Origin of the sequence: Desulfomarina profundi, assembly GCF_019703855.1 — a bacterium.
GTDB lineage: Bacteria > Desulfobacterota > Desulfobulbia > Desulfobulbales > Desulfocapsaceae > Desulfomarina > Desulfomarina profundi.
Genome location: NZ_AP024086.1, coordinates 475,114 through 490,051 on the forward strand (window position 1 = coordinate 475,114; position 14,938 = coordinate 490,051).

At 43.3% G+C, this 14,938-nt stretch carries 9 protein-coding genes and 1 pseudogene; 5 read left to right on the top strand and 5 right to left on the bottom strand.

Annotation, left to right across the window (positions count from 1 at the left end):
* Window positions 1–22: 22 nt before the first annotated feature.
* The 5 genes and pseudogenes from LO777_RS02075 to LO777_RS02095 all read left to right on the top strand — a co-directional run bounded on the left by LO777_RS02075 (window position 23) and on the right by LO777_RS02095 (window position 4,220).
* Entirely contained in the window at window positions 23–364 is a 342-nt protein-coding gene (locus tag LO777_RS02075) for a hypothetical protein (protein WP_228855922.1), read from the top strand.
* A 71-nt stretch (window positions 365–435) separates the two neighbouring features.
* Window positions 436–774, top strand: a complete 339-nt coding sequence (locus tag LO777_RS02080; RefSeq protein ID WP_228855923.1) for a hypothetical protein — start codon at window positions 436–438, stop codon at window positions 772–774.
* Between the two features lie 90 nt (window positions 775–864).
* Window positions 865–2,348, top strand: a pseudogene (gene istA, locus LO777_RS02085) (IS21 family transposase).
* Window positions 2,345–3,106, top strand: coding sequence for an IS21-like element helper ATPase IstB (istB, locus tag LO777_RS02090; RefSeq protein ID WP_228854202.1), 762 nt, complete (start codon window positions 2,345–2,347; stop codon window positions 3,104–3,106). The pseudogene istA and the gene istB overlap by 4 nt, the downstream one beginning before the upstream one ends.
* A gap of 658 nt (window positions 3,107–3,764) precedes the next feature.
* Window positions 3,765–4,220, top strand: coding sequence for a hypothetical protein (locus LO777_RS02095; protein WP_228855924.1), 456 nt, complete (start codon window positions 3,765–3,767; stop codon window positions 4,218–4,220).
* Between the two features lie 94 nt (window positions 4,221–4,314).
* Here the strand turns inward: LO777_RS02095 and LO777_RS02100 are convergent, their stop codons facing one another.
* The 5 genes from LO777_RS02100 to LO777_RS02120 all read right to left on the bottom strand — a co-directional run bounded on the left by LO777_RS02100 (window position 4,315) and on the right by LO777_RS02120 (window position 14,729).
* Window positions 4,315–4,944, bottom strand: coding sequence for a hypothetical protein (locus LO777_RS02100; protein ID WP_228855925.1), 630 nt, complete (start codon window positions 4,942–4,944; stop codon window positions 4,315–4,317).
* Between the two features lie 16 nt (window positions 4,945–4,960).
* Entirely contained in the window at window positions 4,961–7,000 is a 2,040-nt protein-coding gene (locus LO777_RS02105; protein WP_228855926.1) for an ankyrin repeat domain-containing protein, read from the bottom strand.
* A gap of 58 nt (window positions 7,001–7,058) precedes the next feature.
* Complete coding sequence (locus LO777_RS02110) at window positions 7,059–10,271, bottom strand: PASTA domain-containing protein (RefSeq protein WP_228855927.1); 3,213 nt, start codon at window positions 10,269–10,271, stop codon at window positions 7,059–7,061.
* Window positions 10,272–10,364: 93 nt separating this feature from the next.
* Window positions 10,365–12,224: a hypothetical protein gene (locus tag LO777_RS02115; protein ID WP_228855928.1), complete on the bottom strand. Its 1,860-nt coding sequence runs from the start codon at window positions 12,222–12,224 to the stop codon at window positions 10,365–10,367.
* 63 nt (window positions 12,225–12,287) lie between these two features.
* Window positions 12,288–14,729, bottom strand: coding sequence for a hypothetical protein (locus tag LO777_RS02120; RefSeq protein WP_228855929.1), 2,442 nt, complete (start codon window positions 14,727–14,729; stop codon window positions 12,288–12,290).
* Window positions 14,730–14,938 lie beyond the last annotated feature (209 nt).

Sequence of the window (14,938 nt, forward strand, 5' to 3'; positions counted from 1 at the left end):
ACAACTCCACGAATATTTTAAATTGCTAATAACTGAACCAAGGTTTGAGGCAGCGAGAAAACTTATAAAAGAAATTGTTTATAGCTACGTAGATCCAGGCGGCCACTATATTAGGGAATTTCAAACCCAAGGATTTGATGCTAGGCTTTGGGAACTCTACCTCTATGTATATTTGTATAATGTAGGTTTCGAGTTTATTCATGGCAAACCATCCCCTGATTTTCATTTGTCTTGGTTTGGAAATGAGTGCTTTATTGAAGTGGTCACAGTGAATCCGAGTCAAAATCCCAACAGACCTGACCCAACACAACCAGAGACTCAAGACGAAATAAACATACTAAAAAAAGATTATTTTACCTATTAAATACGGGAGTTCTTTATATTTCCAAACACCAAAAAAAATATTGGGAAAAAGAGCATGTAGCTGGCAAACCTTTGATTGTAGCAATACATGACTTTCATATGCCTGGCTCAATGACTTGGTCGCATAATGCATTGTCAGACTATTTGTATGGAGCAAGAACAAGTTTGCACCAAAATGGTGCAGGTGACCCGGAACCAGTATTAGAAAAAATAGAATCCCACACATGGAACGGAAAAACAATTCCATCTAAATTTTTTGCCCAACCTGGAGCTGAAAACATTAGTGCCGTATTATTTACTAATTCGGCAACCATCACCAAGTTTAACAGAATGGGAAAGTTAGCAGGCTTAGGCAGTAAAGACGTTAAACTTATTCGCCAAGGTTTTATGTACAATCCTGATCCAGAGTGACCAGCGACAATTATAATTCCTTTTGACGACAATTAAATTTCCCGGAAAATTGTGATCTGATTATTCATATTTCTCAAAGGAGGAATATGGATGGTCACAGATATTCAGGTGAGGAAATTGAAGAAATACTTAAGTCAAGGGAAGACGTTGGAAGTAGCAGCGGCTAGAGCCGGCATGGATGAGAAAACCGGTCGCAAGTATAGAGATAATGGCAAATTGCCAAGTGAGATCAGTGCGGAGCGAGTGAGGGAGTGGCGAACTCGTAAAGATCCTTTTGAAGGTATATGGCCAGAGGTTTTACAATTTCTGGAAACTAATGAAGGTTTGGAAGCCAAAACTCTTTTTACCCATTTTCAAAGGATTTATCCCGGTTCTTTTGGAGATGGCCAGCTCCGCACGTTTCAACGTCGAGTAAAAACCTGGCGTTGTACAGAAGGTCCAGGACGTGAAGTTTATTTTCCCCAGGTGCATGTGCCTGCACGGTTGAGTCAGTCTGATTTTACAGATATGTCCCAATTACAGATCAGTATTGGTGGTCAGCCTTTTGATCACCTGATCTACCATTTTGTGCTGACATATTCGAACTGGGAGACAGGAACGATCTGTTTTTCCGAGAGTTTCGAAAGCCTGAGCGAAGGATTACAGAAGAGTCTATGGAAACTTGGCGGAGTTCCAGAACAACATCAAACAGACAGGTTGTCAGCTGCGGTGAATAAACCGGATAACCCGGAAGAGTTTACCCGTGGCTACCAGGGGCTTTTGGCCCATTACAAATTGCAAGGCCGTAAAATCAATTCGTCAAGCCCCACGAAAATGGTGACATTGAGCAGCGCCATCATCGTTTCAAGAAAGCCGTAGATCAGGCCCTGATGCTGCGAGGTAACCGGGATTTTACTACACGCAAGGAATATGAGTTATTTCTACAGAAGCTGTTTGCACAACTCAACTGCAACCGCCAGGAGCGCTTTCAAGAAGAACAGTCGATGTTGCGTCCACTGCCTTCGGGTAAGCTCGACACATGTACTCGTTTTGAAGTTCGAGTTGGTCCCAGCAGTACGATCAGAGTAAAGCACAAGGTTTACTCGGTGAATAGTCGACTTATCAAAGAAACAGTCACAGTGCGGCTGTATGCAGAGTATCTGGAGATCTGGTACGGTCAGAAACATATTGAGAATATCCCCAGAATACGAGGCGGTAGCAAACATTATATCCAGTACCGCCATATAATTGACTGGCTGGTTCGAAAACCCGGTGCATTTGAGAACTACAGATACCGCAGTGATCTTTTTCCTACGAGCAGGTTCCGGGTTGCCTATGACTCTCTGCGCAAATTTCGTACCGTTACGGGAGCAGCAAAAGAATACTTATCTATTTTACAGCTTGCTGCCCAAGATAATGAGACAGCTGTAGATGATGCCCTTCGTCATCTGATTGACCATGAAAAGAACATTGATTTTGCCCAGGTAAAAACACTGCTTGTCTCTGGTAAACCGGTTGAACCGATTACCAATATTTCTGTCCAGACTGTTGCCCTCACAGGCTATGATCAACTCTTACAGGAGGGTTGCAGATGAGTTCAACCGATAATCGAATTATCCTGGATGCGTCTCTTAAAAAGCTTTATCTGTCAACTATCCGAGCCTGTTACCAGGAGGAGGCGGATTTGGCGAGAAAGGAATCACTAAGCTATGAATCATACCTTCAGGAACTGGTTGTGCGGGAGTGTGAAGAAAGACGCCATAAACGCATTACCAGATATTTGCGAGAATCCAGACTGCCCCTGGAAAAAAACTTAGCTTCGTTTGAAATGGATCGGCTTCCGGCCAAACTGAGCGGCTTTGTCAATAGTTTGCTGGAAGGTTCTTTTCTTGACAGGTGTGAAAACATACTAGCTTTTGGAAACCCAGGTAGTGGAAAAACCCATCTGCTCTGTGCCATTGCCCAGGAACTGATTAACAAGGATAGGCGTGTTTTCTTTTCTCCGTGCAGTCTGCTGGTGCAAAATCTGCTGGTGGCCAAAAAGGAGCTTGTTCTTCCAAGATTTCTGAAAAAACTTGCCAAGTATGATGCCATACTGATCGACGATATCGGCTATGTCCAGCAAAGCCGAGAAGAAATGGAAGTGCTCTTTACCCTTCTTGCGTATTGTTATGAACGGAACAGTATCATGCTAACCAGCAATTTACCATTTTCACAGTGGGAGAAGATATTTAAAGATCCAATGACTACGGCTGCAGCGATAGACCGGCTTGTGCATCATAGCGTAATACTGGAACTTAATCTTGATAGCTACAGACTGGAAAAAGCAAAACAAAGCCTTGAGGAAAATTAATAATCACAGAATAGGGGGCTCTGCCCCCAACCCCCGAGGTTTAACGCATTGTGGCCATGAGGATGAAGAAAGAAAAGACCGGGCAAATCCTTATACCCGGTCTTCATCCTTACGGCACTCATCTCGGCGCTCGGGTCGCTCCTCAGCGTTGCCCTATCCTCCGGATGAGTACAAATAAGTTACATTTTAGATGAGGACACTGCAACAGAAACAGAAAAAGCAATGAAATATTATTGCGTATTATTATGTGGTTAAGGCCGGAATTATAATTGTCGCCAGCCGGGAATTATAATTGTCGTTGATTACCAGAGGCTTTTATTCCAATACCATTTGCAATTGACGTCGACGATGAGAGGTATGAAGAATCATGGTCAGACAATCTTATCATGTTTCATAACCCCAATGCTCTCAATCCAATTAACCCAGAGTGGTTTTGGGATATTTCACATTATTGGTGGGATAGCGAAGAAGAAACATTTATTGGAAACATAAGGCTGTATGATGTCATTGCTCCAATTAACATAGCACTAACTCATACATCAAATGGGAATATGGCCCCTGACGAAAGGTAAGCGATCTGTTCAGCAGCACGCCTGGCAATACCTTTTTCAAGAATCGATGTTATATGATAAACGTTCTTTTCGGGAGATTGAAAGAGATGAAAATCGATTATGCAAAACCCATCGAACTCCCTGTTCGGAAGGACCCACAGGGATATGTGTTGATTGAGCATGTTAGAGATGAAGCGTGGTTCTATATTCGATGCCTTAAATCAGACTTTGAAGATGCTGCATATGTTGGTTGCCTGCATTTTGAGGGAGTGTGGCATGTTTCATCAACCCGTTTTCAGAAGCTGAGAGGGTATCCATATGTCGAAGGTACTGATTTGATGTCCTATTACCTTGTTGTACAGAACTCATCCCTTCTTCGATCTTTGACAGAAACAAGAACTGCAGTCAATTGTGATTGGCAGCTTTATGATAAAAGGAGGTACAAGCACTGGGTTGTAGAAAGTCATGATTTTTATACGAATATCGTGGCCGCAAAAGTGTCTTTTTCTATTGTACAAGGGGAGAAGGCTGTTCAGTGTTTCGAAATATGGAATAAGGTTTAAAAACAAATAATCCGGTTGATCTGCGGATGTTTGAACAGGATTTTTCTTAATAAAAAAAGTATCCATCGGCAAAACCGGTGGCTTTAAATCCGGGCTATTGTTTTTTCACATCCTTATAGTCAGGTTTAAAAACCGGCAATGGTCGTATAATTTTAATGGTCTTGCCTCGATAATCGCTAAACTGTTCCAGGTATTCTGCATCCGGTAATATTTTCCTGCCAAAAAAATCGGTGGCATAATGTTGTTTTAAGTACTCCAGTCCATTTTCATATGGATAAAGATACCTGATCCCCAGTGTGATACCTGCCGGTATCATCCTGCCCTTAAATTTTTGGTTTTCCTGAATCACTCCCTTGAGCTTCCAGAGTATCGCCTTCCCTGCCCGCATTTTTCCATTGAATGAGGGCAGGTTCCTGTCAAATACAATCTCCTTTGAATGACCTATCACGATCTCAATCGATTCTATATCAAAGCGGACTGCACAGTATATCTCAATTTCAAACCTGCCGTCAGAATCAGGCGAGTGACCGGGAAGAAACCGTATTGATGCCCTCACGGCATCGGGAAGTTTCGCTCTTACCGCAGGGGTGGCAAATGAAGTCTGTGACCATCCTGTCAATAATACCAGCAATAAAACCATATATTTTGTGCAGGTAGTCGGTATCCAAATAGAGTGGATGAACTCTTGTTTGCCTTCGGAATCGAGTGTGTTAACGGTACGCATAAACCACATTCTCTCTCTAACTATCTGGTGTCAGAAGTCTGACAATACCTGCATGATTATTTTTCCTGGCATGATCAATGGCTCTTCGCCCCTGTTTATCCCTCATCCCGGAATCTGCTCCAGCTTCGAGAAGCAGGGAAACCACTTCTTTATGTCCTTTGGCTGCTGCGGCCATAAGAGGTGTCATACCGGCACGTTTCGTATCATTACTGACAAACTTAAAGTTCAGTTCTGCACCGGCCTGCAAAAATACCTTTACCATTTTCCTGTCTCCTTGCCAGGCCGCTCCCAACAGAGGACTCACGCCATAAACTGGTTGGTTGACATCAGCTCCAGCAGCAATCAGTGCAGGGACGATTTGCAGATTCATTTTCATGAGAGCCCTGAAGAGTATTGTCTCATCTTTTTTATTTTTCGTATTGGGATTGACACCATACCGGAGAAGGAGTCTGGCATAATCGTTCTCTTTTTTTTCAATTGCTTTAAAGAGATCGACTTCCATGGATTTTTTTACAGTTTCGACCGGATTGCTATTCTGCAAGATTTCAATAAATAGCTTTATATCAGTAATCCTTCTATTGTATTTTTCTTTTCTCCAATCAATATGGTCTCGTGTAACTGGTTTTTCATTTTCCAGTATTTTTCTGGATGTTTTTTCCTCTTTTTGCAGCCTGGGAATTTCTTTATCCGCTTTACGTTTTGCCAGCGTCAACGCTGTTTGGTTACTGGCATTTTTTGCCGCCACATCGGCACCCGCGAGAATCAGTATCCGGGCTACCGAAAGATCAAGATCAGCAGCGGCTCGCATCAGGGCAGTGCTGCCAGCTGAAAGAGGAAAATCCCATTCCAGTTTTTCCGCCGGAATCTCTGCCGTTGTTTTGCTCTTAATCTCAGCATCTGCATTGAGCAACATACAGAGACTAGAAATGTCCTTGAGACTGGAAATGTCCACGCTTCTTTGCCAGAATACAGGAGTACTTCCCACTGAATCTTTATGGTTAATTTCAGCACCTGACTCAATCAACAATCGCGTGCTTTGAGGTGCGGAATAAAATATTGCCGTTTGGCCAAACTTATTCTCTACATTTACATCGGTACCTGCCTGAATGAGTTCAGCCACCGCTTCCCACGGATGAGCCCCGTCAGCTGAGCTCTGATTCCCCGAGATTCCAGCCAGATAAAACAATGGCGTATCGCCCTGATGATTTGTTGCATTGACGTTTGCTCCAGCATTGATCAATAAACGGGCATCTTCTTTTTTTTCAGCAAAAAACAGAGCTGTTTCACCCCAGGCATTGGTGGCATTAATGTCAGCACCCGCTTCCAGCAGCATTCGAACTATTTTAAACTCCTGTTGCGCAGCAGCAATGATGAGTGGGGTAGCACCGCTCGACGGGTCTTGATATTCTGTTTGTTTACTTTTTGAACTCATTTTGGTATTAACATCAGCCCCGGAATGCAATAAAAGCTTAATAAGTTCAATTTCTTTATTGTAAACGGCTAAAGGCAAGGCGGTATCTATTGCTTCTTGATTCGCTCCTGCCTTGATAAGCTCACGAACAATCTCTTTCTGGTCATGAGGCGCAGCAGGTAATGTGACCGCATGGACGAGAGGGTACTTGTCATTCTCAAACCAGATTTTATTGACATCTGCGCCGTTTCGCAGAGCCTGCCGGACCTGCTCAACCGAAGAACCAGTATTCGTGTCGTTGAGTTTTGCTGCCTTGATTGCCTGATACAACTGGCGATCAAGCTTGTACTGCTCATGCGGAATAGACACTGTCATGTCAATGGAAGGGGTCCCACTTATCATTTTAGCGATAATACGCTGACTGTTTTGCCCGGTGCCATAAACCCAGGCTTTTCCCGCTTCAAATATTTCACCATCAAGATCCAGGACAATCAGTACAGGATCACCTCTATCGGGAGTCTTTTTGGTGGACATCTCAATGAAAATCATATCCCCTTTAATGCCAGTTATCTTGCCAGTCAGCTCTGCTGCTTCAACACAACAGACGAAAAACAACAAAAACAATAATACACTGAAATATTTCATTTTTTCCTTTTTTTAAACGACAATTCAAGGTAACACAAAGACTATGCTCCTTCTTATTTCACCGTTGGGAGTTATACTCACGTAACCTCCGCTGGTAGTCACGCCAGGCCTTTTGGTACTCTGCATCAGTCAGACATGGACCCGGAGCAGACCCCAGGATCCCCCCAGGACATTGATCCGGAGGTGTCGGCATATTTCTGTCAACCTCTATATCACCGTTGTATACTATAGTCCTTCCGTTCGGTAGGGTCAGTACGATCTGTGAACCAGTACCTGTTCCCGTACCAGACCCCGTTCTGCTCCGCCATTGCCCTTTCTGTGCCGCCAATATTTCGTTTTTATTACAACCTGTTATAGTGGCACTGGTTAAAAATACCAGCTGTTGCCACTGCTTCATGCCTTTTACGACCGAGTTATTTAACTGGTTGAGATATTGCTGACATTCCCGCTGCCGATTGGCCTCTTCCTGTTTTTTCCGTCGACGTCGTTCTTCTTCTCTCCGGCGCTCTTTTTTTGCCACCTCCTGCCGGCGCTGCCTTCTGAGGTGTGCAAGTTTATCTTTGGGCATGCAATAGGGGGCTATAGTTGAATCATAACCACACCCACTTGCACATACACAACGGGCATTTTTTCTGGACTCGTCATAATAGGGTTTTTCACAGTAAGAACAATTCAGAGCAGTGAGTGCCCTGTCGCGTTCAGTAACACAACGTCTCAAGGAACTATCCCATGTCCCATCATCACAATAACAAAGCGCTTTTTCACGATTTTCACTCCATTCTGCGTGTGTTCCAGTGAGGCAATTTTTTTCGGCTACCTGAATTTCTTTTTTCAAACGACAACCATTCCCAGCATTGTTTCGTTCATAATTACCGGTACAGCCACAATAATATTTCTGTTTCCTCTGATCCCAGAGAGGAGAGCTGCCAGGCAAGTCAGAACAGTCCGGCAGAGACTGTTCGTAAACAACAATCTCTATTACTTTTCCGGCTTTAACCGTAGAACCGGCCTCGGGTATCTGTGACTCAACAGTACCTGCCAAGCTCCTGTCCTTTGTCGGTTTATTTTTAACGATATCCAGCTTCAAGCCAATGGAGGCAAGTTGATCCCGTGCCTGTTTGCCCGTGTATCCTTTCACGTCCGGTACCCTGAGTGTCCTGACATATGGACCAAAAACGTTAACAAGGACTGTTGCGTTGGCTTTCAGGCGCGTACCTGAAGGCGGATCAAGAGATCTGATTCTACCTGTCTGATTTGAAGAGGCAGCCTTCACCATATTTATCTTTGGTATTAACCCGATTTTCCTTATTCTTTTTATGACATCTTTTGCTCTATATCCTTTAAATTCAGGAACTTTTTTTGTGTTAACAAAAGGCGTATGGAGTACTATCGTTATAGTAGCCCCCCGTTTGACTGTTGCACCGACACCAGGAGTGGTCTTTTCTACCTTCAAGGATTCCTTTTCACTGGATGCCGGAGTTCCAAGACTCACCTTTGTTTTCAATCCGAGACCGTTTAATTTTGTTTCAGCTTGTTTTTTACTCATACCGGTGACATCGGGAATACTGGTAATTTTCTTTTTGGGGCTTTTTTTACAATGGTCTAAACCAGTTCCATTGAGTTGTGCCAACACGTATTCTTCAAGTTTACAGAGATTGATGGAATCAAGTGAATGCCGGTGGGCCCAGACATGAACTTCCGGCATTGAGCTCACAGGATTATCCGGACTATTATTGAGTGTGATGATCCCGCCGTTGGCAGCGGTTCCATACTTGCGACCCCATTTATCAAAACGTAACCGGGCTCCGTCTGCATTTTCGAGAGGTTTTGCCCTCTGGAGCCATTTTTTGATAAGCACAGCGGTATCTGGCTGATGTGGATCAACAGCAGTTGATACAATTGGTTTTTTCTGTCTTTTACCTTCAAGCTCTGACCGCTTTGTCGGAAGTTTTTTTTCCGATGTATGCCTGACTTCTGTGTCTCTTGCTGTTCCCCTGCCATTAATTTTTCCTGTCGTATCTGCCACCTGAATGGTGTTCAAGGCTGGTTCATCAAACGCAGATGCTCTCGTACTTTCGATAACGGCTATCGACTTTGGCACACCGTTTATCTGCAGGGTATAGGTCAATGACATCCCGTTTATTGAGAACTGTATTCGGTTTTCTTTTAAATGATCCGGTGTTTTCAGCAGTCTGTTATCATACTCAACAGTAAATTTTGTTTCTCTGAATTCCTTGAAGAGTTTCCCGTCACTTGTATACTCTGCTGTATAACTGAATGCCGGGTCATTATAAAAGACGGAATCTCTATCGGTGGCATCTCCTGTAAACCTGATATCGGTAGTGAGAGAGACTCTCTCATCCAACGTCAGCCCAACCGGATCATAAACATTATCCTCAGCTGTTATGACTCTTGAATTCGGATCATTTTGTGTTTCATGCCCTTTGAGCCCTAATTCCTGACATGATGGCATATGCAATGGCTTTCCCTTAGCTATTGCCTCAAGATCACCGGTACTGCTGATAAATCTCAAGCCAGGCGGCCACCGGTCATAGGATTTATTTTCTTCACATTGGTATTTCTCAGAATCATAGCGGGTACGAAGATCAAATTTGAAATGAATCGACTTACCAACAGTGATTTCCGTTGGACAGTCTATACAGCGCAGTTGAGTCACTTTTTTATAAGCGGGAGTGAAGTCTTTTATAGTGTATCCCAGTTGGCCGGGAATATGTTCTATTTGTCTGGTCTTCTTCACGCTCGAATAAGGTTTATCATGAACCTCAACTTCAGTAAGAACATACACGTATTTTCCTGTTTTTGTGCGGGCAGTTTTTTTCGGGTCAACAGGCAAAACATGTTTTTTCTGTTTTTCAAGTTGAAGTAATAACTCAGGTGTTGTGTTCGAGAATTGCCCATTTTTGGAATGTAATGTAAATTCGAGTGGTTGAGGTGAGTGTTTTCCGGTTTTTCTTTTGATATCAAAGGTAACTTCAGCTCGTATCTTTTTACCAGCCCCAATCCTAGCTATATGCTCAGGTCGAATATTTACATTCGTTACAAATGAAGGGATTTTTTTTCTCCTGATGGAGACATCCAGAACAGGTTCATGACTATCATTAACAATTTCAAGATAAACTCTGTTGCCAACGGTGCCTCCCTTAACCAGTTGGGCAGATTGTGAAAATGCATTGACAGCAAAAAATATTGCACCCATCAGAAGAAAACATGTTGCTATCTTGAGGACTTTATCTGTTAAACATTTTTTCATAATTGGCTGTTGGCTCATGTAACATCCCTGTCTACAACCTGTTTATCTGGAAAAATACTTTTAGGCAGACAAAATTGACCGGTTCCTTAACATTTAATATTTTCGCAATCTCTGATTCGTTTGTAAAAGAGACTTGTATTTGACCCTCTGTTTGACCACTGGAACACGTATTGCTACATTAATATCCTTACACTGCCCAACAGCTTTTTCCTCCGGCGTTGTACAGTCACTCTCCGGAGCATCTAATCGCCTGACTTTCATCTGCAGACGAATTTCATAGACACCTGGCTTTTCCAGTCGTTTCAGACTGTAGGGTCGTACCGAATCCCCAGTTTCATCGGAAATACTGCCCAGCCTGATAATCTTGGGAGTATCAAAATCAAAAAGACTGTGTTCACCGTACGCTCCTTTTCTCACCATCCTAGCCGGCCAATCCTGGTCAATATTGCCCCGTAAGTCCCAAAGCCCAAGTGTTCCAGATTTTGACCAGTTCGCTGTTGATACTTTATGGATAGTGAGGGCAAAGTAACTCACATAGTAGTCCCTCCACAGTCTTCGCTGCTTGTCCCAATAAGCTCGAGTAACACGTTCGTTCCTTCCGGGAGTCTTCAAAGCAACTCCCTGGATCACCTCCAGATCAAAATCTACACTGAGTGGTGTTTTGGTGAGATATGGAGCTATTTGTCCCGGATTTCTATTATCACTTTCTGCGACGTGCAAACCGCCATCCTTTGCATTGTCAAGACGCCAACCCATAAGCATGGAATCTTCCCATCCGGAAACGATTTTATGGTTAACAATATATTCATACCACCAATCATCCCGAACAATTTTGTTAAACGTATAATTCAGTTCCCCCCCTGGAACCGATCTGACGTCATTGCCACGCTGTCTCCTTTCTTCTGCACGTCGAGTTCTGACGATAAAGCGAGGCACAATAATATCCCAGTCAAGAACTTCCACTTTCACCTCATCACAATCATCCCTGCTGTTACACAATCGAATTTTCCCTCCGACAGTCGGACCAATAGGAATCCCTCCACTACTGCTCGCACCCGGCAAACGTGAGTATTTTTTGATCTTGTCAAAATTCAAATTCAATACAATCGATTCTGCTTTTGGAGTAACCCGATAACCAGAGTTCGTTTTGATTAAATCCGCGTTATCGGCAGAAAGATCGATATATTTTTTTGAGGAAGGTGGCAGATCAACAAAAATGACCTGGCTTCCGGTGTGAGAGCCCCTCTGTATGGAAAGGCGCAACTCCGTCGGATCTGCGAAATTAGTAACATGCTGAATCACATCACCATCAGACAGTTCACGTCCATCTCCCGACAGGTTTGTCAAGACCAGGCGCTGCTGGGCATTGGACGTAAAAAAACCATTTTTTTCTGCTGCTGTAACGAGTCGATGCCATCTGTTCCGAGTCAATTCAATCGCCCGATCCCGTGACAATGGAAAATAGAATTTTACAGTGAGTCCCAGTTGTGTCCCATCTATCAGCTGTTTGTATTTAATCAGCGTAGCCTTTCTCCCGGTTTTTTTGTTTTTGATCACCTTGTAATACATGTTACCGCCCACGAGAGGATCTTTGCCGATATAGGCCTGTTGCCATTTTTGGGGAACAATCATTTCATCAAGATTGCGGTAGGGTCGATTAAAAGCAATGACGGATTGCCATTTATATTTTGTCTGTTTTCCACCTATCCGCAAAATCGGTGTTTCACTGAAACAGTAGGTGTCAGGTTTTTTCTTTTTCCCGCAATACTGGATGGAAGCCATTAAATTCTTGCCGGGCGGTGTGTCATCAGAGGCACCAAGAGTGGCCATAATGATTTTGCCCACCTGATAATCACGTTTTGAGTAGGCTTGGGCCGGCGAGTTTAAAAATGGTGAACACAGGTATGCGGTAACCAGTATTGCCGTCAGCAGGATATGATTTAGACTCTTCACCGTTCCCCTTTTTTGCGCTAAGTTGTCAATTTTTTGTTATTTGTCCACGGAGAAAGAAAACAATTATAATCGTCGTTGTCCAGTCCTCTGCAGGACTTTCATATCAAAACCCACTGGTACCACCTGAAAACGGATGGCCACATCAACCGATTTTTTAGCTCTTTCTCCGTTTTCATCCTCAAGGTCTCCGCCGGACAGGGTCATCTGAAGTCGTATTTCATAAACCCCGACTTCACGTATGGTTACAGTTATAATGTGAGGCGTTGATTCAGTCCTGAGCATTCCAGAAGCACTGTCAAGTCCGACAAGAGGGAAATAATCAAACAGGTTATTTGACTCCCGTGCGGCGATAACCAGGCCTGTACTATCGTTATCATTGATTCTTCTGTCGCTGGCTTGATTCCGCAGGTTAAAACAGGTTGAATAGTCGTTTTTCGTTTTCAGGTATTTCTTTTTACTACAATCATTGTTTAATTTATGGACAGAAAGAACAAAATCATCAACTTCTATCAAACGCCATATCTTTTTTAACGTATCCAGGGTTACCTGATCATTTTCATAGAAAAGAGCATCCCCTTCACCATCCTCGAAGCCCTCTTCAGGCTCAGTATCTGTCACTTCAGTTTCCCCGGCAGGGTTTAAAGGAGGCAGTATCTGAGGGTGTTGGTATATTTCCAGGCCAAGCTCGATCTGTAATTTGCTGTTGACAAGAAAGACAGGGATTTCTCTACCATCTTCTTCCGTCGGATCAGCGGCGAGGGCAAAACTTCTATTCACTGGATTTCGTGTCGCGTTTTCATCCGGCTCATAAGGCCCCCATCCCATAATCACTTGTTCTGTCTCTTTGAAAACAGCGCTCTTTTTCCTTCCCTGCGGCCGCGTCCTGGCCAGGGTGTGGATTTTGTTCCACTCATCGAGGCGAGAACCGAGTTTTTTCACGTAATTATTGAAACGATAGTCTTCTGGATTTGGCTTTTTGCCAGCTCGGGTCCAGTTCTTCCGCAACCCTTCATAGCCGGATCCCTTGACAAGAAAACGAGTTACAATAATATCCCATTCCGGAGCAATCTGATCATAAAACATGGTTCTACTGTTCCCGCTCTGCACCGTAATCGGCACCAGCAGCAGTTCATCTTGCCCTCGAGAGGAATATTTCTGCAACTCTCTTTGTGAGTAAGAAATTAAATAATTAAGAGTATCTTTATTCCCTGTTATCTTGAACCCATCTGCAGTTTTTCGTGAATATGTTCCATGGCCACTCTGAATAGTGAGCAGAGACCTGTATTTTTTCCCAACCTTTACTCTGGCCTCGTAGTTTCCATTAACTTTTTGTGCCCCTTTGAGAGTTACTGGCAAAGAAACAGGATGGGCAAAATTCACCTGATGGTAAAAAACATCTCCGTCGCTGACATCTCTGACGGCTCCCAATCTGTTCCCAACGATGATTTGCAGTGGTTCCTGCCCCTCAGGTGTTATTTCCTTTTGTGAATCTTTCTTTGCCGGATCGCGATAGGGTCTTCCCTCAAATTCTTCCAGAACCAACCTGGCAGCAATTTCCATTATGTGATCAATTACTGTCTCATCGATAACCGGGATCTCTTTCCTGCCAACATTGTTAAGATCTTGGCGATCACTTGAAATATGAATGCCGATTGGTGGAACTTTCGGCAGTTTGTCATATTGAAAAAAAGCATCGATTTTTTCTGAACCGTGGTAATTGATCAGTTTCTGGATAACAGGGATGAATGCACCCCGGAAAATAGCAGGCAGACTTTTTCCTTTATCATGCCTTTTTTCTACCAGTGGGAAGGGATAACGACCTTTCAATTCAGCAGCAACAACGGGAAATTTGCCTTTATAGTTGACGGAAAACAATCTGCCTCCAATTCCTGCGTACTGTTTTTTCTGCAGATGCCCGGACAGGGTAAAAGGATAGGACACTCTGGTAAGCCTGCTATTCTGCAGAACAACGGCATACCCTTTATGTTGTCCATTATCCTTGTATGCAGCAGCCGTTTTTTCGACGGAATCCTGTTGAAAATATTTATCCAGATCTTCACCCGTCATTAAACGTATCCGAATTTTATTCACCCGATGTGACCTTGAAATAGAACCGCTGTCCGTCCAATGACCCTTTTTCGCATTTTTATCCGTGAGAAGAAATTTTTTTACCGGGTTGGGCAGGTTAATATTTACTGTTGGGTAACCATACCTGAATCCCCAACCATAGGGATTCCCTGGGATATATGAACCAATCGGGAAAAAGTTGCGTTCCTGGAGTTTGCTGGATAAACGTTGGGCTATTCTTGCCAGAGCTTTTTCCACATCAAAAGACTCAGCATGTTGCTTTGTTGTCACATGGACCACGATATCATCAAAACGGCGACCTGCAATCTCTGTAGACTGGGCAGACGTTCTGGCAATACAGAACAAACTGGTAAAAAAAATCAGGAAACAAAAAAAAGGCAGCAAAAAGCAATAACTGTATTTTGGATATATCGTCATGGATTCCCCATTTTCCAACCTTGCATATGACATGAGTTGTTCTTTTTTAAGTCATTTATATCCACGAAATCAGTAAGATATCTGCTTTCACGGATTTTAACAAAATAAAGAAACTGGTATCACAAGTAGATGTAGTTGTATTAAGAACCTAATAAAAACTCAAAAAATAGCTAGAAAAACGCTTGACATAGAAAATTATTACCACATAG

Excerpts from the sequence above, each read along its gene's own strand:
- LO777_RS02100 (WP_228855925.1), bottom strand. The coding sequence starts at position 4,944 with ATGCGTACCGTTAACACACTCGATTCCGAAGGCAAACAAGAGTTCATC.
- istB (WP_228854202.1), top strand. The coding sequence starts at position 2,345 with ATGAGTTCAACCGATAATCGAATTATCCTGGATGCGTCTCTTAAAAAG.
- LO777_RS02105 (WP_228855926.1), bottom strand. The coding sequence starts at position 7,000 with ATGAAATATTTCAGTGTATTATTGTTTTTGTTGTTTTTCGTCTGTTGT.
- LO777_RS02120 (WP_228855929.1), bottom strand. The coding sequence starts at position 14,729 with ATGACGATATATCCAAAATACAGTTATTGCTTTTTGCTGCCTTTTTTT.
- LO777_RS02095 (WP_228855924.1), top strand. The coding sequence starts at position 3,765 with ATGAAAATCGATTATGCAAAACCCATCGAACTCCCTGTTCGGAAGGAC.
- LO777_RS02110 (WP_228855927.1), bottom strand. The coding sequence starts at position 10,271 with ATGAAAAAATGTTTAACAGATAAAGTCCTCAAGATAGCAACATGTTTT.